This window comes from Streptomyces sp. DSM 120436 (assembly GCF_055778765.1).
The window spans coordinates 1086936-1104458 of the sequence record NZ_JBSKBS010000002.1; the positions used below are offsets into that span (position 1 = coordinate 1086936).

At 72.3% G+C, this 17523-nt stretch carries 17 protein-coding genes; 2 read left to right on the top strand and 15 right to left on the bottom strand.

All coding sequences use genetic code 11. The annotated features are described in order from the left end of the window. Window positions 1-18 precede the first annotated feature (18 nt). From ACWH4W_RS26900 to pgsA, 14 genes are all read right to left on the bottom strand, one after another. Window positions 19-567: an adenine phosphoribosyltransferase gene (locus ACWH4W_RS26900; RefSeq protein ID WP_473078422.1), complete on the bottom strand. Its 549-nt coding sequence runs from the start codon at window positions 565-567 to the stop codon at window positions 19-21. Next, a complete protein-coding gene (gene secF, locus ACWH4W_RS26905; RefSeq protein WP_473078423.1) occupies window positions 564-1679 on the bottom strand; it encodes a protein translocase subunit SecF in 1116 nt (371 codons plus the stop codon). Before secF ends, ACWH4W_RS26900 begins: the two co-directional genes overlap by 4 nt. A 3-nt stretch (window positions 1680-1682) precedes the next feature. Further along, on the bottom strand, window positions 1683-3455 hold the full coding sequence (secD, locus tag ACWH4W_RS26910; RefSeq protein ID WP_473078424.1) for a protein translocase subunit SecD: 1773 nt from the start codon (window positions 3453-3455) through the stop codon (window positions 1683-1685). Between the two features lie 132 nt (window positions 3456-3587). Further along, complete coding sequence (gene yajC / locus ACWH4W_RS26915) at window positions 3588-4070, bottom strand: preprotein translocase subunit YajC (RefSeq protein ID WP_473078425.1); 483 nt, start codon at window positions 4068-4070, stop codon at window positions 3588-3590. 165 nt (window positions 4071-4235) lie between these two features. Next, complete coding sequence (gene ruvB, locus ACWH4W_RS26920; protein WP_290004372.1) at window positions 4236-5306, bottom strand: Holliday junction branch migration DNA helicase RuvB; 1071 nt, start codon at window positions 5304-5306, stop codon at window positions 4236-4238. Window positions 5307-5373: 67 nt separating this feature from the next. Beyond that, window positions 5374-5979, bottom strand: a complete 606-nt coding sequence (gene ruvA, locus ACWH4W_RS26925; protein ID WP_473078426.1) for a Holliday junction branch migration protein RuvA — start codon at window positions 5977-5979, stop codon at window positions 5374-5376. After that, the gene (ruvC, locus tag ACWH4W_RS26930) at window positions 5976-6554 is read right to left on the bottom strand and encodes a crossover junction endodeoxyribonuclease RuvC (protein ID WP_106415107.1); all 579 of its coding nucleotides are present in this window, start codon (window positions 6552-6554) and stop codon (window positions 5976-5978) included. Before ruvC ends, ruvA begins: the two co-directional genes overlap by 4 nt. 107 nt (window positions 6555-6661) lie before the next feature. Beyond that, on the bottom strand, window positions 6662-7414 hold the full coding sequence (locus ACWH4W_RS26935) for a YebC/PmpR family DNA-binding transcriptional regulator (protein ID WP_106415106.1): 753 nt from the start codon (window positions 7412-7414) through the stop codon (window positions 6662-6664). A gap of 48 nt (window positions 7415-7462) precedes the next feature. Beyond that, a complete protein-coding gene (pdxT, locus tag ACWH4W_RS26940; RefSeq protein WP_473078427.1) occupies window positions 7463-8068 on the bottom strand; it encodes a pyridoxal 5'-phosphate synthase glutaminase subunit PdxT in 606 nt (201 codons plus the stop codon). After that, window positions 8068-8979, bottom strand: coding sequence for a pyridoxal 5'-phosphate synthase lyase subunit PdxS (gene pdxS, locus ACWH4W_RS26945; RefSeq protein WP_473078428.1), 912 nt, complete (start codon window positions 8977-8979; stop codon window positions 8068-8070). Before pdxS ends, pdxT begins: the two co-directional genes overlap by 1 nt. Before the next feature lie 136 nt (window positions 8980-9115). Beyond that, window positions 9116-9658 carry a LemA family protein gene (locus tag ACWH4W_RS26950; protein WP_473078429.1) on the bottom strand — a complete coding sequence of 181 codons (543 nt, stop codon included), beginning with the start codon at window positions 9656-9658 and terminating at the stop codon, window positions 9116-9118. Window positions 9659-9767: 109 nt separating this feature from the next. Further along, on the bottom strand, window positions 9768-10931 hold the full coding sequence (locus tag ACWH4W_RS26955; RefSeq protein ID WP_473078430.1) for a glycosyltransferase family 4 protein: 1164 nt from the start codon (window positions 10929-10931) through the stop codon (window positions 9768-9770). Next, window positions 10928-11857, bottom strand: a complete 930-nt coding sequence (locus tag ACWH4W_RS26960; protein ID WP_473078431.1) for a phosphatidylinositol mannoside acyltransferase — start codon at window positions 11855-11857, stop codon at window positions 10928-10930. The genes ACWH4W_RS26955 and ACWH4W_RS26960 overlap by 4 nt, the downstream gene beginning before the upstream one ends. After that, complete coding sequence (gene pgsA / locus ACWH4W_RS26965) at window positions 11854-12579, bottom strand: phosphatidylinositol phosphate synthase (RefSeq protein ID WP_473079272.1); 726 nt, start codon at window positions 12577-12579, stop codon at window positions 11854-11856. Before pgsA ends, ACWH4W_RS26960 begins: the two co-directional genes overlap by 4 nt. A gap of 266 nt (window positions 12580-12845) precedes the next feature. Between pgsA and ACWH4W_RS26970 the strand changes: the two genes are divergently transcribed. Both ACWH4W_RS26970 and ACWH4W_RS26975 read left to right on the top strand, forming a co-directional pair. Next, window positions 12846-15044, top strand: a complete 2199-nt coding sequence (locus ACWH4W_RS26970; protein ID WP_473078432.1) for an elongation factor G-like protein EF-G2 — start codon at window positions 12846-12848, stop codon at window positions 15042-15044. 219 nt (window positions 15045-15263) lie between these two features. Then, the gene (locus tag ACWH4W_RS26975) at window positions 15264-16919 is read left to right on the top strand and encodes a hypothetical protein (RefSeq protein ID WP_473078433.1); all 1656 of its coding nucleotides are present in this window, start codon (window positions 15264-15266) and stop codon (window positions 16917-16919) included. Between the two features lie 49 nt (window positions 16920-16968). Here ACWH4W_RS26975 and ACWH4W_RS26980 read toward each other — a convergent pair whose 3' ends face one another. After that, the gene (locus ACWH4W_RS26980; protein ID WP_473078434.1) at window positions 16969-17511 is read right to left on the bottom strand and encodes an HIT family protein; all 543 of its coding nucleotides are present in this window, start codon (window positions 17509-17511) and stop codon (window positions 16969-16971) included. Between the last annotated feature and the right edge of the window lie 12 nt (window positions 17512-17523).

The following is a 17523-nucleotide window of genomic DNA, read 5'->3' on the forward strand; positions in this document are numbered from 1 at the left end:
CCCGGCGCCCCCGTGGGCTCAGACCGTGAGCAGCGCCTCCAGCGGTGCGCCCGCCAGGGCGGGCTCCAGCCGGGCCCGGCCGCCGAGGAAGCCGAGCTCCATCAGCACGGCGAGGCCCGCGACCTCGGCGCCCGCCCTGCGGATGAGCTGGAGGGACGCCTCGGCGGTGCCACCGGTGGCCAGGACGTCGTCGACGACCAGGACGCGGTCGTCGGCGCCGAGGTCCTCCGCGTGGATCTCGATCTCGGCCGAGCCGTACTCCAGGTCGTACGCCTGGCTGAGGGTGGCCCCGGGGAGCTTGCCGGCCTTGCGGACGGGGATGAAGCCGAGGCCGGCCCGGAGCGCGACCGGGGCGCCGAGGATGAACCCGCGGGCCTCCAGGCCGACGACCTTGGTGGCGCCGGCCCGGCGGGCGACGTCCGCGAGGGCCGCGGTCAGCGCGTCGAACGCCTTGGGGTCGGCCAGGAGCGGCGTGATGTCCTTGAACATCACGCCCGGCTCCGGGTAGTCCGCCACGTCCCGGATACGGCTCAGCAGCAGGGCGGAGAGGTCGGCGTGCTCGGTCATCTGCGCTTTCCTGAGGGTCGGCCGCGGCCGCGGACGCGGGACGCGGGCTGGGTGCGGGGCCCGACGACCGCCGCCGCGACGCCGGCGGGCTCGTCGTGGCCGTCGTGGGTCACGGGGGTGTCCCGGCCGTCGTCCGGGTCGCCGCCGTGGGCGCGCTTGGCCAGCACGCGCTTCTTCAGGCTCCTCATGGCCGGCTCGCGCTCCTTGAGGTCGGCGACGAGCGGGGTGGCGATGAAGATCGAGGAGTACGCGCCGGCGGCGAGGCCGACGAACAGCGACAGGGAGATGTCGTTCAGCATGCCGGCGCCGAGGACGCCGCCGCCGATGAACAGCAGTCCCGCCACCGGAAGCAGCGCCACCACCGTGGTGTTGACCGACCGCACCAGGGTGCTGTTGATCGACCGGTTGGCGATCTCGCTGTACGTCCAGCGGGTCTGCTTGGTGATGTCCTTGGTCTGTTCCTTGAGGCTGTCGAAGACGACCACCGTGTCGTACAGCGAGTAGCCGAGGATGGTGAGCAGACCGATCACCGTGCCGGGGGTGACCTCGAAGCCGACGAGGGCGTAGACCCCCACCGTGATGGTGATGTCGTGGATCAGCGCGACGAACGCGGCCACGGCCATGCGCCACTCGAAGGCGATCGCCAGGTAGATCACGACCAGGATGAGGAAGATGCCCAGGCCCTGCCAGGCCTTGTTGGCGATCTGCTCGCCCCAGCTGGGACCGACCAGTTCGGCGTTGATCTTCTCGGCGTCGACCCCGAGGTCGGCGGCGAGCCGGTCCTTGATGGTGTCCGAGGTCTTGGTGTCGATGCCGGAGACCTGGATGCGCAGGCTGCCGTCACCGAGCTTCTGGACGATGGCGTCGTGGCCGGAGGCGTCCTCCGCGTGGTCCTCGGCGGTCGCCACCGAGACGCTCATGTTCTTCGGGGTGGTGAAGACCGCGCCGCCCTGGAACTCGATGCCCATGTGCAGGCCGCGCACGCCCAGGCCGAGGATGGCCGCGATGGTGATGAGGATCGAGACGCCGTACCAGAGCTTGCGGTTCTTGACGAAGTCGTAGCCGATCTCGCCGTGGTGCAGTCGGGCGCCGAGGGTGCCGAGCTTCGACATCTCTCACGCCTCCTTCGTCAGGGCAGGGGCGGAGGGACGGCGGGTGCGGCGCAGCGGCGGTTTCGCGCCCAGCGCCTTCGGGTCGAGACCGGACCACTTGTGGCCGCTCGCGAAGAACGGACGGCGGGCCATCAGTGTCAGCAGCGGCTTGGTGAAGAGGAACACCACCACGACGTCGAGGAGCGTGGTCAGCCCCAGGGTGAACGCGAAGCCCTGCACCTTGCCGACGGTGACCACGAAGAGCACGGCGGCGGCCAGGAAGGACACGAAGTCGGAGACCAGGATGGTGCGCCGGGCGCGCGGCCAGGCCCGCTCCACGGAGGGGCGCAGCGAGCGGCCCTCGCGGATCTCGTCCCGGACCCGTTCGAAGTAGACGATGAAGGAGTCCGCCGTGATGCCGATGGCCACGATGGCGCCGCAGACGGCCGGCAGGTTCAGCGCGAAGCCGATGGTCGGGCCGAGCAGCGACATGATCACGTAGGTGAGGGCCGCGGAGACCAGCAGGGACGCGACGGCGATGAAGGACAGGCCGCGGTAGTAGATCAGCAGGTACAGCACGACCAGCGCGACGCCGATGGCGCCGGCGATCAGGCCGGCCTCGAGCTGCTCGCCGCCGAGGGCGGCGGTGACGGTGGTGACGCTGTCCTCACGGAAGGTCAGCGGCAGGGCGCCGTAGGACAGCATGTTGGCCAGTTCCTGCGCCGACTGCTGGGTGAAGTTGCCGGAGATCTCGGCGTTGCCGCCGGTCAGGGCCTGCCGGACGTACGGGTCGGAGACGACCTCGCCGTCCAGGACGATCGCGAACTGGTTCTGCGGGGACGGCTTCTGGGAGAGCTGGCCGGTGATGTCGGCGAACTTCTTGGAGCCCTCGTCCGTGAACTGCATGGTCACGGTCCAGCCGGCGCCGGACTGGGTGTTGAGGACGGCGTCGGCCTCGTCGACGTCGGTGCCGTCGACGGCGGCCGGGCCGAGGATGTACTTCTGCCACTGGCCCTCGGAGTTCTGGCCGCAGGCGACGGTGGAGTCGGTGGCCTTGGCGCCGTCACCGGCGGTGGCGCGGACGCTCTCCTCGGTGCAGTCGAGCCCCGCGTACGCGGCCTGGAGCTCGCTGTCGGCGTCGGCGGAGGCGCCGCCCGCCGCGGACGGGGCGGGGCTCGCCTGGTCGGTGGCGGACGGGCTCTCGTCGGCCTTCAGGGCGTCGGTGAGCGCGCGGCCCTGGGCGGTGGCGCTCGACGAGGGAGTGGCGGGCGCGGCGGAGCCGTCGGTGGCCTCCTCGCTCGCGTCGTCCGTGGCCCTGTCGCCGGAGGAGCCGGAGGAGTCTGCGGAGGGGGCGCCGGTGGCGCTCGGCTCGGGGGCGGCGCCGCCGGCGGCCAGCTCGGTGGCGATCACGGGACGGAAGTAGAGCTTGGCGGTGGTGCCGACCTGTTCCCGGGCCTGCTCGGAGTTGGTGCCCTTGGGGATGTTGACGATGATGTTGCGGTCGCCCTGCGTCTGGACCTCGGCCTCGGAGACGCCCAGACCGTTGACCCGCCGCTCCATGATGGAGACCGCGGTGTCCATGTTGGTCTTGTTGATCGCGGATTCCTGGCCCGCCTCGGGGACCGCCGCCAGCGTGATGCTCGTACCGCCGGCCAGGTCGATGCCCAGACGCGGAGTGGTGTGCCCGGAGGCGAACATCCCTCCGGTGAGCGCCACGATGGCGATCAGGATCAGAGCCAGCGAGCGCCACGGCTTGCTTGTGGCGCTCGCGTTCTGTCCCTTTTTGAGTGCTGCCACCTTTGTACTCCCTCTCGGGCCGCCTGATCCCGAGAGGGGGGCCGGCGGCCATGACGTGGTGTCGGGATGATCCCGTGCGAGCCGGGCATGGTCCGGGGCGCGCGGGCGGTACCCGCGCGCCCCGGGACACGGCTACTTCGCGTCGGTGCCGCCGTCGGACTTCTTCGCGCGCGCGTCCGCCGTGGCGTCGGCCGGCTCGTCCTCCGCGTCCTTCTTGCCGAGGTCGACAGGCGTGTCGTCGGAGTCGGCGGCAGCGTCGGAGGAGTCGTCGGTCTCGAGGAGGGAGGAGGCGTCGTCGGGGACGACGTCGGCGTCGGACTGCGGGTCGTGCTCGATGCCGTGGACGATGCGGTTGTACTCGTCGTCGCTCAGGACGGCGCCGATCGAGTTCTTCGCGAACAGCAGCTCCACGCCCGGCCCGGCGTCGAGGAGGACGGTGTCCTCGTTGACCTCCTTGACCGTGGCGTACATGCCCCCGATCGTGCGGACGCCGGAACCGGGCTGCATCTGGTTCCGCATCTCGATGACCTGCTGCTGCTTCTTCTTGGCCGAGCGGGTCATCAGGAACATGGCCCCGATGAGCACAATGAACGGGAGGAGGGTCAGGAGACTCACGGGTCGGAACTTCCTTCACACGACCGCGATGGTGAACGGCCTGATGGTTGGGGGTATGTGCTGCCGCCGACAAGGGCGGCACCGGCGGAGTCTAGGCGAGTCCGCACCGAGGGAACAACGCTCAGCATGGCACCCGGGTTCCTGCCCGGGCCAGCGCGCCCGCCGTCACGCCCCGAACAGGTCCCCTTGTCCGTTTCCGGCGGCCTGCGAGCGCGGCGGCGTGAGGCCGAGATGCGACCATGCCGCGGGCGTCGCCACCCGTCCCCGCGGGGTACGGGCGAGCAGTCCCTCCCGCACCAGGAAGGGCTCGGCCACCTCCTCCACGGTCTCACGCTCCTCCCCCACCGCGACGGCGAGCGTGGACAGGCCGACCGGACCGCCGCCGAACAGCTTGAGGAGCGCCTCCAGCACCGCCCGGTCCAGCCGGTCCAGGCCCCGGGCGTCCACCTCGTACACCGCGAGGGCCGCGGCGGCGACGTCCTGGGTGATCCGGCCGTCGCCCTTGACCTGCGCATAGTCGCGGACCCGGCGCAGCAGGCGGTTGGCGATGCGGGGTGTGCCGCGGGAGCGTCCGGCGATCTCCGCGGCGCCCTCGGTGTCGATCTCCACGTCGAGCAGGCTCGCCGAGCGGTGGACGACCCGCTCCAGCTCGGCCGGCTCGTAGAACTCCATGTGCGCGGTGAAGCCGAAGCGGTCGCGCAGCGGGGGCGGCAGCAGACCGGCCCGGGTGGTGGCGCCGACCAGGGTGAAGGGCGGCAGCTCCAGCGGGATCGCCGTGGCGCCGGGGCCCTTGCCGACGATCACGTCGACGCGGAAGTCCTCCATCGCCATGTACAGCATCTCCTCGGCCGGCCGGGACATGCGGTGGATCTCGTCGAGGAAGAGGACCTCGCCCTCCTGGAGGGAGGAGAGGATCGCGGCGAGATCGCCGGCGTGCTGGATGGCGGGGCCGGAGGTGATGCGGATGGGGGCGTCCATCTCCGCCGCGATGATCATGGAGAGGGTGGTCTTGCCGAGGCCGGGGGCGCCGGAGAGCAGGACGTGGTCGGCGGTGGCGCCGCGGGCGCGGGCGGCCCGCAGCACCAGGTCGAGCTGCTCACGGACCTTCTCCTGGCCGATGAACTCGCCCAGGTCCTTGGGGCGCAGCGCGGCCTCGACGGCCTGGTCCTCGCGGTCGGCGACCGATTCCACCAGCCGCTCGGAGGCGGCGGTGTCGTTCGTGTCGTCCCAGTTCATGTGCGTGTGCCTCAGCTCTCCGTACGGACTCGGGCGCGGTCGTGGGCCGTTGGGCGGCGGCCGCGGTCTATCGGGCGCGGTTCAGCGTCTGCAGGGCCGCCTTGAGCAGCTGCCCCACCGGTACGGCGCCCCCGGCGGCCTCCGCCCGGGGGGTCACCGCGGCCACGGCCTCGTCGGCCTCACGGGTCGCGTACCCCAGTCCGATGAGGGCGGCGTGCAGCTGGTCGCGCCAGCCGGCGGTGACGGGCGCGCCGACGGCGGGGGCGCCGGTGGGCTCGCCGAGCCGGTCCTTCAGTTCGAGGAGGAGCTTCTGGGCGCCCTTCTTGCCGATGCCGGGGACGGCGGTCAGCGCCTTCTCGTCGCCGGTGGCCACGGCGCGGCGCAGGGCGTCGGGACTGTGCACGGCGAGCATGGCCTGGGCCAGCCGGGGGCCGACGCCGCTGGCGGTCTGGAGCAGCTCGAAGACCTGGCGTCCGTCCTCGTCGGCGAAGCCGTACAGGGTCAGGGAGTCCTCGCGGACGACGAGGGAGGTGGCGAGCTTCGCGGGCTGTCCGACGCGCAGCGTGGACAGCGTGTCCGGCGTGCACCGGACGGCCATGCCGACACCGCCGACCTCGACCACCGCGGTGTCGGGGGTGAGGGCGGCGACCGTGCCGCTGACGAAGGCGATCATGCCGTACGGCCTTTCGATGCGTGGCGGGCCGCGGGGGCCCGGGGGGTGGTCTGCGGGGCGCGCGCCGCGTGGGCGGCGACGGCCTGCTGGAGCCGGTTCTGGGCGGGGGCGCGCCAGATGTGGCAGATGGCGAGCGCGAGGGCGTCGGCGGCGTCGGCCGGCCTGGGCGGCGCGTCGAGCCGCAGCAGGCGGGTCACCATGGCGCCGACCTGGGCCTTGTCGGCGCGGCCTGAACCGGTGACGGCGGCCTTGACCTCGCTGGGCGTGTGCAGGGCGACGGGGATGCCCCGCCGGGAGGCGCAGAGGATGGCGACGGCGCTGGCCTGGGCGGTGCCCATCACCGTGCGCACGTTGTGCTGGCTGAAGACGCGCTCCACGGCGACGAACTCCGGGCGGTGCTCGTCGAGCCACTGCTCCAGGCCCTCTTCGACGGCGACCAGGCGGTGGCCGAGGTCGGCGTCCGTCGGCGTGCGGACGACTCCCACGCCGAGCATGGTGAGCGGGCGTCCCGCCACCCCCTCGACGACGCCGACGCCGCACCGGGTCAGTCCCGGGTCGACCCCCAGTACGCGCATGCGCGGCCCCCTTGCTCGATCACCTGTTTGTGCAGGCTATCGGGTGCCACCGACAGAGCGGCGGGCCGACGGGGTGTGTCCCGTCGGCCCGCCGCCCCGCGGACGCGTCACGCGTCGACCTTCTCCATGATCTCGTCGCTGACGTCGAAGTTGGCGAAGACGTTCTGCACGTCGTCGCTGTCCTCCAGCGCGTCGATGAGCTTGAAGATCTTCTTCGCGCCCTCCTCGTCCAGCTGGACCTGCATGGTCGGGACGAAGTTGGCGTCGGCCGACTCGTAGTCGATGCCGGCGTCCTGGAGCGCGGTACGGACCGCGACCAGGTCGGTCGGCTCGCTGATCACCTCGAAGTTCTCACCGAGGTCGTTGACCTCCTCGGCGCCCGCGTCGAGCACGGCGGCGAGGACGTCGTCCTCGGTCAGCTCGCCCTTGGGGACGATCACCACGCCCTTGCGGTGGAACAGGTACGACACCGAGCCCGGGTCGGCCATGGAGCCGCCGTTGCGGGTCATCGCGACCCGGACGTCGGAGGCGGCGCGGTTGCGGTTGTCGGTGAGGCACTCGATGAGCACCGCGACGCCGTTGGGGCCGTAGCCCTCGTACATGATCGTCTCGTAGTCGGCGCCGCCGGCTTCCAGGCCCGCGCCGCGCTTGACCGCGGAGTCGATGTTCTTGTTGGGGACCGACTGCTTCTTCGCCTTCTGGATGGCGTCGTACAGCGTCGGGTTTCCGTCGGGGTCGGCGCCGCCCATCCGGGCCGCGACCTCGATGTTCTTGATGAGCTTCGCGAAGAGCTTGCCGCGCTTGGCGTCGATCACGGCCTTCTTGTGCTTCGTCGTGGCCCATTTAGAGTGGCCGGACATCTGCCTGTCTCCTTCGCGTAACCCATCGCTGCAACGAACGCAGGAATCCTACAAGGACTCGCCCCTCCGGTTCGCCCGCACCATGTCGGTGAAGAGGCGGTGCACCCGGTGGTCCCCGGTCAGTTCCGGGTGGAAAGCGGTCGCGAGCGCCCTGCCCTGGCGGACCGCGACGATGTGGCCGTCGTGCTCGGCGAGCACCTCGGCGGACGCGCCGACGGAGTCCACCCAGGGCGCCCGGATGAAGACGCCCTGCACGGGTTCCCCGGCGATTCCCTCGACCTCGACGGCGGCCTCGAACGACTCGTTCTGCCGGCCGAAGGCGTTGCGGCGCACGATCATGTCGATGCCGCCGACGGTCTCCTGCCCGGAACGCGGGTCGAGGATCTTGTCGGCGAGCATGATCATGCCGGCGCAGGTGCCGTAGACGGGCATACCGGCGCGCACGCGGGCGCGCAGGGGCTCCATCAGACCGAAGAGCACGGCCAGTTTGGAGATCGTGGTGGACTCCCCGCCCGGGATCACCAGGCCGTCGACCTCGGCAAGCTCCTCCGGGCGCCGGACCGGCCCGGCCACGGCGTCGGCCGCGGCCAGGGCCACCAGATGCTCCCGTACGTCACCCTGGAGCGCGAGCACTCCGATCACGGGAGCGGTCATCACCAGCCCCGGTTGGCGTAGCGCTCGGTCTCGGGCAGGGTGTCGCAGTTGATGCCGACCATGGCCTCGCCGAGGTTGCGGGACGCATCGGCGATGATCTTCGGGTCGTCGTAGAAGGTGGTCGCCTTGACGATGGCCGCGGCGCGCTTGGCGGGGTCGCCGGACTTGAAGATGCCGGAGCCGACGAAGACGCCCTCGGCGCCGAGCTGGCGCATCAGCGCGGCGTCGGCCGGGGTGGCCACACCGCCGGCGGAGAACAGCACCACCGGCAGCCTGCCCAGCTCGGCGACCTCCTTGACCAGCTCGTAGGGGGCGCGCAGCTCCTTGGCGGCGGCGTACAGCTCGTTGTTGTCGTAGCCCCGCAGGCGGGCGATCTCGTTCTTGATCTGGCGCAGGTGGCGGACGGCCTCGACGACGTTGCCGGTGCCGGCCTCGCCCTTGGAGCGGATCATCGCGGCGCCCTCGGCGATGCGGCGCAGGGCCTCGCCCAGGTTGGTGGCGCCGCAGACGAAGGGGGTGGTGAAGGCCCACTTGTCGGAGTGGTTGACCTCGTCGGCCGGGGTGAGGACCTCGGACTCGTCGATGTAGTCGACGCCGAGCGACTGGAGCACCTGGGCCTCGACGAAGTGGCCGATGCGGGACTTGGCCATCACCGGGATGGACACGGCGTCGATGATGCCCTCGATCATGTCCGGGTCGGACATCCGGGCCACGCCGCCGTCCTTGCGGATGTCGGCGGGGACGCGCTCCAGCGCCATGACGGCGACGGCGCCCGCGTCCTCGGCGATCCTCGCCTGCTCCGGCGTGACGACGTCCATGATCACGCCGCCCTTGAGCTGCTCGGCCATGCCGCGCTTCACGCGCGCGGTGCCGGTCTGGGGACCCTGGTTTTCGGAGAGCGTGCTGGACACGAATGACCTCGCTGAGGTGAGGGGGATTCTGCAGCACTGAGGAAACGTGACCGGAGCAGGCCACATCAAGGGCCAATGGGGAGCCGGTGGCTCGTTCTCGGCCGACGGCCGGGCTCCTGGTGGCCGGACATCGCCGTCAGGCGGCCCGCTCGATCAGCGCCGCCGGCGGCTCGTCGTCCATCTCGAAGGCCATCGGGAACGGGGCGTGGCCGGCCAGCCGGAACCAGCGCACCTTGCGGTGCAGCCGCAGGGCGCGGGCGGCGCGCACGGCGTCGTTGTGGAAGCGGCGGGCCATCGGCACCCTGCGCACGGCTTCGGCGAGTTCCCGCGTGGCCTCCTCTCCCCCGGGCGCCTCCCGGACCGCGTCCACCTGCTGCGGGTCGGCGAACACCGCCCGCAGCGCCTGGCTGAGCTCGCTCTCGGCGACCTCCCGCTGCTCCTCCACCGCCTGCCGCGCGGCGTGCGCGGCCTCGTACAGCACGATCGAGGCGGCGGGGTCGAGCACCCCGGAGGTGGCCAGCTCCTGCGCCACCGAGGCGCGGCGCAGCAGTTGCGCGTCGAGCGCGGCGCGGGCGGCGTCGATCCGGGCGTGCAGCCGGTCCAGCCGCCCGGCCGTCCAGCTCAGGTACAGCCCGACGGCGACGAGGACGACGAGGATCCAGATCAGGGTTGCGGTCACGGGCGGCAAGGCTAGTACCGGCGCGGCGGGGCGCGGTCCCTGGGGCCGCGCCCCGGATCCCGGGTCCGGCGCACGCGGGGCTTGAGGACACGGGACGCGCCCCGGGGTCTCAGTCCCGCGCCAGCCCCAGCCGGGCCCTCAGGCCCGTCGCGCGGTCGTCCGTGGCGACCGCCGCCGCGCCCGCGGTGACCGTCTCGTAGACGGAGAGGATGTCCGCGCCGACCGTCGACCAGTCGAAGCGGCGCACATGGGCGCTGCCCCGCGCGCGGAGTTCCGCGCGGCGCTCGGGGGCGCCCAGGAGGCGCACCGCCGCGTCGGCGAGCGCGTCCGCGTCCTCGTTGGCGAACAGCTCGCCGGCCGCGCCCCGGTCGAGGACCTGGGCGAAGGCGTCCAGGTCGGAGGCGAGCACCGGCGCGCCCGCCGACATCGCCTCGACCAGGATGATGCCGAAGCTCTCGCCGCCCGTGTTGGGCGCCACGTAGAGGTCCACGCTGCGCAGCAGCCGCGCCTTGTCCTCGTCGCTGATCATGCCGAGGAACTCCACGCGGGGACGCAGCTCGGCCGGCAGCGACTCGACCGCCTCCTCCTCGTCGCCGCGCCCGGCCACCAGCAGCCGGGTCCGCGGGCGGGCGGCGAGGATCTTCGGCAGCGCCCGCATCAGCACCGGCAGGCCCTTGCGGGGTTCGTCGATGCGGCCGATGAAGCCGATGGTGTCGCCCTGCCATTCCGGCTTGGGCTCGGCCTCGGCGAAGAAGTCGACGTCGACGCCGTTGGGGATGACCACGGCGTCGCCGCCCAGGTGCTCGACGAGGGTGCGGCGGGCGTACTCGCTCACCGCGATCCGCGCGCTGATCTTCTCCAGGGCGGCCTGGAGGATGGCGTACGCGGCGATCATCGCGCGGGAGCGCGGGTTGGACGTGTGGAACGTGGCGACGATCGGGCCCTCGGCCGCCCAGCAGGTCAGCAGGCCCAGCGAGGGCGACGTCGGCTCGTGGATGTGCACCACGTCGAAGGAGCCCTCGTGCAGCCAGCGCCGCACCCGCGCGGCGGACAGGAAGCCGAAGTTCAGCCGGGCCACCGAGCCGTTGTACGGCACCGGCACCGCGCGGCCCGCGGAGACGACGTACGGGGGCAGCGGGGTGTCGTCGTCGGCCGGGGCGAGGACGGAGACCTCGTGTCCGAGGCGGAGGAAGTACTCGGCCAGGTCGCGGATGTGGAACTGGACGCCGCCCGGCACGTCCCAGGAGTACGGGCAGACGATGCCGATCCTCACGGCGTCCCCTCCCGGCCCTCGCCGGGGGCGTGCGCGGGGTCGAGGTCCTCGGTCCACAAGCGCTGCAGCATGTGCCAGTCCTCCGGGTGTCCGGCGATTCCGGTGGCGAAGGCGTCGGCCAGCGCCTGTGTCATCACGGACGTCTTCTCGGCGCGCGTGCCTGACGCGGGAACCTCGACCGGGGGGTGGACCCGGCCCCGCATCACGGGCGGTTCGTCGTACCAGAGGGTGACGGGCAGCAGCCGGGCGCCGGTGTGCAGGGCCAGCAGGGCGGGGCCGGCGGGCATGCGGGCGGCGTGGCCGAAGAAGCTCACCTCGACGCCCGAGGCGGACAGGTCGCGGTCGGCGACCAGGCAGACCAGGCCGCCGTCGCGCAGCCGTCGGGCCAGGGTGCCGAAGGCGGAGCCGCCGCTGTGCGGCAGGACCTCCATGCCGAGGCCCTCGCGGTAGGCGACGAAGCGGTCGTACAGCGTCTCCGGCTTGAGGCGCTCGGCGACGGTGGTGAACGGCATGCCGAGCCGGGTGGTGAGCCAGGCGCCGGCGAGGTCCCAGTTGGCGAGGTGCGGGAGCGCCAGGACGACGCCCTTGCCGGCCGCCATGCCCTCGTCGAGGTGGTGCAGGTCCTTCACGGTGAGGGAGTCGGCGATGCGCTCGGGGCTCCAGGAGGGCAGCCGGAACGACTCCATCCAGTACCGCAGGTAGGACCGCATGCCCGCGCGGGACAGCTCGGCGAGCCGCTCCGGGCTCGCGCCGGGCACCACGCGCGCGTAGTTGCTCTCCAGCCGCAGCACGCCCTTGCCGCGCTGCTTCCAGGCGGCGTCGGCGATGGTCCGGCCCAGGCGCACGGCGACCGGCTCGGGCAGTTTCTTCACGGTGCTCCAGCCGGCGCCGTACAGGGCGTCGGCGAGCCGTTCGCGGGCGCTCACTGGGCGGCCTCGCTCCCCTGCGCCTGCCGCTCCGCGGCCTCCGCCTCGGCGGACTCGCGGCGCACGGTGACCACGCGCTGGATCAGCGTGACGAGGCTGCCGACGGCGACGGCCCACAGGGCGACGGGCAGCAGGTACTGGATGCCGGGCACCCCGAACGCGTGCAGGCCCGCGAGCCCGGCCGCGACCAGCGAGATCACCAGCCGCTCGGCCCGCTCCACCAGCCCGTTGACGGCGACCGGCAGCCCGATCGACTCGCCGCGCGCCTTGGTGTACGACACCACCTGGCCGCTGGCCAGGCAGAAGATCGACACCGCGCACAGCACGTCGTCGTCGCCGGAGCCCGCGTACCACAGGGCGAAGCCGCCGAAGACCGCGCCGTCGGCGACCCGGTCCAGGGTGGAGTCCAGGAAGGCGCCCCAGCGGCTGGAACGGCCCAGCTGCCGGGCCATGTTGCCGTCGACCAGGTCGGAGAAGACGAACAGCGTGATGACGACCGTGCCCCAGAAGAACTCGCCGCGCGGATAGAAGACCAGCGCACCCGCCACCACGCCCGCGGTGCCGATGAGCGTGACCGTGTCGGGGCTGACCCCCCGCCGGATGAGAAACGCGGCGAACGGTGTGAGGACACGCGTGAAAAATGCACGCGCGTACTTGTTCAGCATGGCCTTCCCGACGGTCGGTGTGGCCGCGCGGCCCCTGCTGGCCACCGGCGGGCCCATCGTAGTCACGCGCGCGGGGGCGCGGCTGCGGGGCACCCGGGCCGCCGTGCGCGGGCGCCGCCGCGCGCCCCGCCGCACCCCCGCGGACCGGGGCCGCGGCGGGGAGCACGTCCTTCGTATGGACGGGCCGTGACAGGAGTGGAAAGCTCGAAGAACCGCGGGCGCCGCCGGAGCCGCACCGCAGGCGATGCCCCCGGACGGGGTCCGGGGAAGGGTTCCACGGGTCCGCGCCCACAGTGACCTCACCGTGCACGGGAGGCAGGATCATGGGCGACAAGGCGCACACACACCCCGGGGCCGCCGGCAGGGCACAGGCGGCCGACCGTCCCACGTCCGTACGGAACGTGGTGCTGGTCGGCCACTCCGGATCGGGCAAGACGACTCTGGTGGAGGCCCTCGCGCTGACCGCGGGGGCGGTGAACCGGGCGGGCCGCGTGGAGGACGGCGGCACCGTCTCCGACTACGACGACATCGAGCACCGGCAGCAGCGTTCGGTGCAGCTCTCCCTGGTGCCGGTGGAATGGAACGGCATCAAGGTCAACCTCCTGGACACCCCCGGCTACGCCGACTTCGTCGGGGAGCTCAGGGCCGGTCTGCGAGCGGCGGACGCGGCCCTCTTCGTCGTCTCCGCCGCGGACGGCGTGGACGGTCCGACCCGCATGGTGTGGGACGAGTGCGCGGCGGTCGGCATGCCGCGCGCCATCGTCGTCACGCACCTGGAGGCGGCCCGCGCCGACTTCGAGGAGATGACCCGCGTCTGCGCGGAGACCTTCGGCGGGGACGACCCGGACGCGGTGCTGCCGCTGTACCTGCCGCTGCGCGGCCCGGAGGGGCCCGACGGGCACGCGCCCGTGACCGGCCTGATCGGGCTGCTGACGCGGAAGCTGTTCGACTACTCCAGCGGTGAGCGCGTGGCGTCCGAGCCGGTCGGGGACCAGGTGCCCCTGATCGAGGAGGCACGCGGCCGGCTGATCGAGGGGATCATCTCCGAGAGCGAGGACGAGACCCTCATGGACCGCTACCTCGGCGGTGAGGACGTCGACGTCGAGACGCTGATCGACGACGCGGAGCGGGCGGTGGCGCGCGGCGTCTTCTTCCCCGTCCTGGCCGCCGCGCCCGCCGCCCCCGGCGCCCGCCAGGGGCTCGGCACGGTGGAACTGCTCGACCTGGTCACGAACGGCTTCCCGACCCCGCTGGAGCACGGCACCCCGCAGGTGACCACGCCGGACGGCAGGCCGCGCGAGCTGAAACCGTGCGACCCGGACGCCCCGCTGGTCGCGGAGGTCGTGAAGACCTCCTCCGACCCCTACGTGGGGCGGCTCTCGCTGGTGCGGGTCTTCTCCGGGACGCTGCGCGCCGACCAGACCGTGCACGTCTGCGGGCACGGCCTGACCGACCGGGGCCACGAGGACCACGACGTCGACGAACGGGTCGGCGCCCTGTCCACGCCGTTCGGCAAGCTGCAGCGGCCGGTGTCGCACGTCATCGCGGGCGATCTGGCGTGCGTGGCGAAGCTCTCCCGCGCGGAGACCGGCGACACCCTGTCCGCGAAGGACGACCCGCTGGTCATGGAGCCCTGGGAGATGCCGGACCCGCTGCTGCCGCTGGCCATCGAGGCGCACGGCAAGGCCGACGAGGACAAGCTGTCCCAGGGGCTGGCGCGGCTGGTGGCCGAGGACCCGACGATGCGGCTGGAGCAGAACCAGGACACCCACCAGGTGGTGCTGTGGTGTCTGGGCGAGGCGCACGCGGACGTGGCGCTGGAGCGGCTGCGCAGCCGGTACGGCGTGCAGGTCGACGTGGTGCCGCACCGGGTGTCGCTGCGGGAGACGTTCGGCGGCCCGGCCTCCGGGCGCGGCCGGCACGTCAAGCAGTCCGGCGGGCACGGGCAGTTCGCGATCTGCGAGATCGAGGTGGAGCCGCTGCCGAACGGCTCGGGCATCGAGTTCGTGGACAAGGTGGTCGGCGGCGCCGTGCCCCGGCAGTTCATCCCCTCGGTGGAGAAGGGCATAAGGGCTCAGGCCCTGAAGGGAGTCGCCACCGGGCACCCGCTCATCGACGTGCGGGTGACCCTGCTGGACGGCAAGGCGCACTCGGTGGACTCCTCCGACGCCGCGTTCCAGACGGCGGGCGCGCTGGCCCTGCGGGAGGCCGCCGCGGACGCGGGGATCCTCCTGCTGGAGCCGGTGGCCGAGGTGTCCGTGCTGGTCGGCGACGACTACGTGGGCGCCGTGATGAGCGACCTGTCCGGCCGGCGCGGCCGAGTGCTGGGCACCGAGCAGTCGCCCGGCGGACGCACGCTGATCCGGGCGGAGGTGCCGGAGATCGAGATCGGCCGGTACGCCGTCGACCTGCGGTCGCTGTCGCACGGCACCGCCCGTTTCAGCCGCCGCTACGTCCGGCACGAACCCATGCCGCCGCAGGTCGCGGAACGGGTCAAGGGGGAGGCGCACGCGGCCTCGTGACACGCCGGGCGTCCGCCGGTCGCTCCGGCGGACGCCCCTGTGTGCGCGGTCACGCTCCCGGTTCGCTCCGTATCGCCTCCCCCGTACCGGAGAACGGCTTGGAACGGCCCCCGGCGGACGGCGGTGGCTGCCTATACGCTGAACACCTGATCAACAGGTGTGCGCAGTACGGAAGTCGGGAAGGCCGCAAGACGACAGTCGCGGCGATCGGGGGCGGGAATGACCGGTGAGAGCGGTTTCGCGGATTTCTTCGGTCCGCAGGTACCGCGCACGGGCGACGAGGGCCAGACACCCACCCTCGCACTGGCCTCGGCGGCCTACCGGGACAACGAGGCCGAGGAGATACTCAAGGCCAACAACGAGTGGCACAAGTCGGCGGTCGGCAAGCCGCGCGTCAAGCTGTTCCGGCCCAATCTGGGCGAGGCGTTCTCCCGGGCGATCATCGACCGGATGCTGGGCTCCGGCCGCGCCCCGCTCATCCAGTCCTTCGGCACCCAGCCCCAGGTGGTGGTCGAGCACGCGCTGGCGGCGCACCGCATCCGCCGGGAGCGCGACAACTGGCTGACCGCCGTGATGGTCCTGTGCGGGCTGCTGTTCCTGCCCGGCCTGCTCGTGTGGCTGCTGGTGTTCCAGATCCGCACGACGATGGCCAAGCGTGAGGACAAGCGGGCCGGCGCGCTCGCCACCACCCTGCTGGTGGGCGTCGGCGCCCTCGCCGTGCTGTTCCTGCTGCGCATGCCGTTCGACGGCTTCTGGGGCTGGTACGCGCGCGCGTGTGTGGTGGCCCCGGTGCTGGGCTGGTTCTGGGCCAAGCGGATCTGCGAGCGGACCGCCCATGACCTGCGGGAGCGCTGGGAGAGCCTGCTGTCCGGCGGCAGCATCGGCGCCAAGGTGCCCGAGACGGTGCCGAGCAGCCCCGGCGAGACGGCGGCCGAGCAGCTCCGCCAGTCACTGGCCCGGCTGAGCGCCGAGCAGCAGTCCAACTCCGCCTTCTACGCCGGTCCCAAGGGCATCCTCGGCATGGGCACGCGCTGGGGCAGCTGGCAGCTCGCCGAGGACCTGGTGCCGGCCGACCCCGGCCGGGAGATCCACCCGTTCCGCAGCTGGGACGTCATCAAGGCCATCCACGACCGGCTCCGCATGCTGGAGCGCGGCCCGCTGAACACGGGCGGCTTCCCCAAGCCGTCGATACGCCACTGGATCGTCACGCCCATCGGGGAGAACGCCACGTCGGTGTCCCGGCCCGAGGGCACGGACGTCGAGGCGTACCAGGTGAAGCCGCACGCCGTGCAGGAGATCTGCAACAAGCAGCAGTTCGGCGCGGGCGACCGGCACTACCTGGGCGTGCAGTGGACCCTGTGGGACGGCCAGCTGGTGATCACGATGCTGATCACGGTGACCGTGCTGCACGAGACGCTGCGCATCGAGGTCACCGGGCACGCCCTGGGACCGGTGCACTCGCTGTTCACCACCAAGCCGGCGGCCAAGGAGAAGGAGGTCCAGAAGTCGATCAAGTTCTGGGAGACCCGGAAGGTCAAGCTCCCGCTGGTCGACTCGGACGAGGTGGTGCGGCTCGCCGCCCGCGCGCCGCTGACCAACTACCCGCCGCTGCTGTACTGGCTCGGCGGCAAGCTGAGTCTGCCCGAGCCGTTCGGTCTGCGTCATGCCTGGGCGGACAAGCCCTGGCGGCACCGGTTCATGGCGGACGACGCGCTGCGGGCGGCGACGCCGGTGCTGCGCGTGGTGCACTCCGCGGCGCTCAAGGTGCTGGAGGAGAACGGCGTGAACACCGAGAAGTTCGGCTCCCGCTCCTCGTCCCTGTCCACGGCGGTGCAGGACGCGACACCGAGCAAGGCCGACCTGTACGACGCGTAGGCGAGGACGGGCGGGGTGCGCGGGACGGGCCCCGCCCCGTGGCCGGGCGTCAGGCCGCCGGCCAGGCCTCCGCCAGCATCTTGCGGGTGTCGCCCAGCAGCTGCGGCAGCACCTTGGTGTGGCCGATGACCGGCATGAAGTTGGTGTCGCCGCCCCAGCGCGGGACGACGTGCTGGTGCAGGTGGGCGGCGATGCCCGCGCCCGCGACCGTGCCCTGGTTCATGCCGATGTTGAAGCCGTGGGCGCCCGACGCCGTGCGCAGCGCCGTCATCGCCTGCTGGGTGAGCACGGCGAGCTCCGCCGTCTCCTCCACGGTCAGCTCGGTGTAGTCGGCCACGTGCCGGTACGGCACGGTCATCAGATGGCCGCCGGTGTACGGGTACAGGTTGAGCACCGCGTACACCAGCTCGCCGCGGCGCAGGATCAGCCCGTCCTCGTCGGACTCGGCCGGCAGGGAACAGAAGGGGCAGCCGTCGCCGGGGCCGCTCGGCTTGTTCTCGCCCTGGATGTAGGCCATCCGGTGAGGCGTCCACAGACGCTGGAACGCGTCCTGCGTCCCCACTCCCAACTGCTGCTCCGGCTCACTCGTCATGCGTGCAGCATA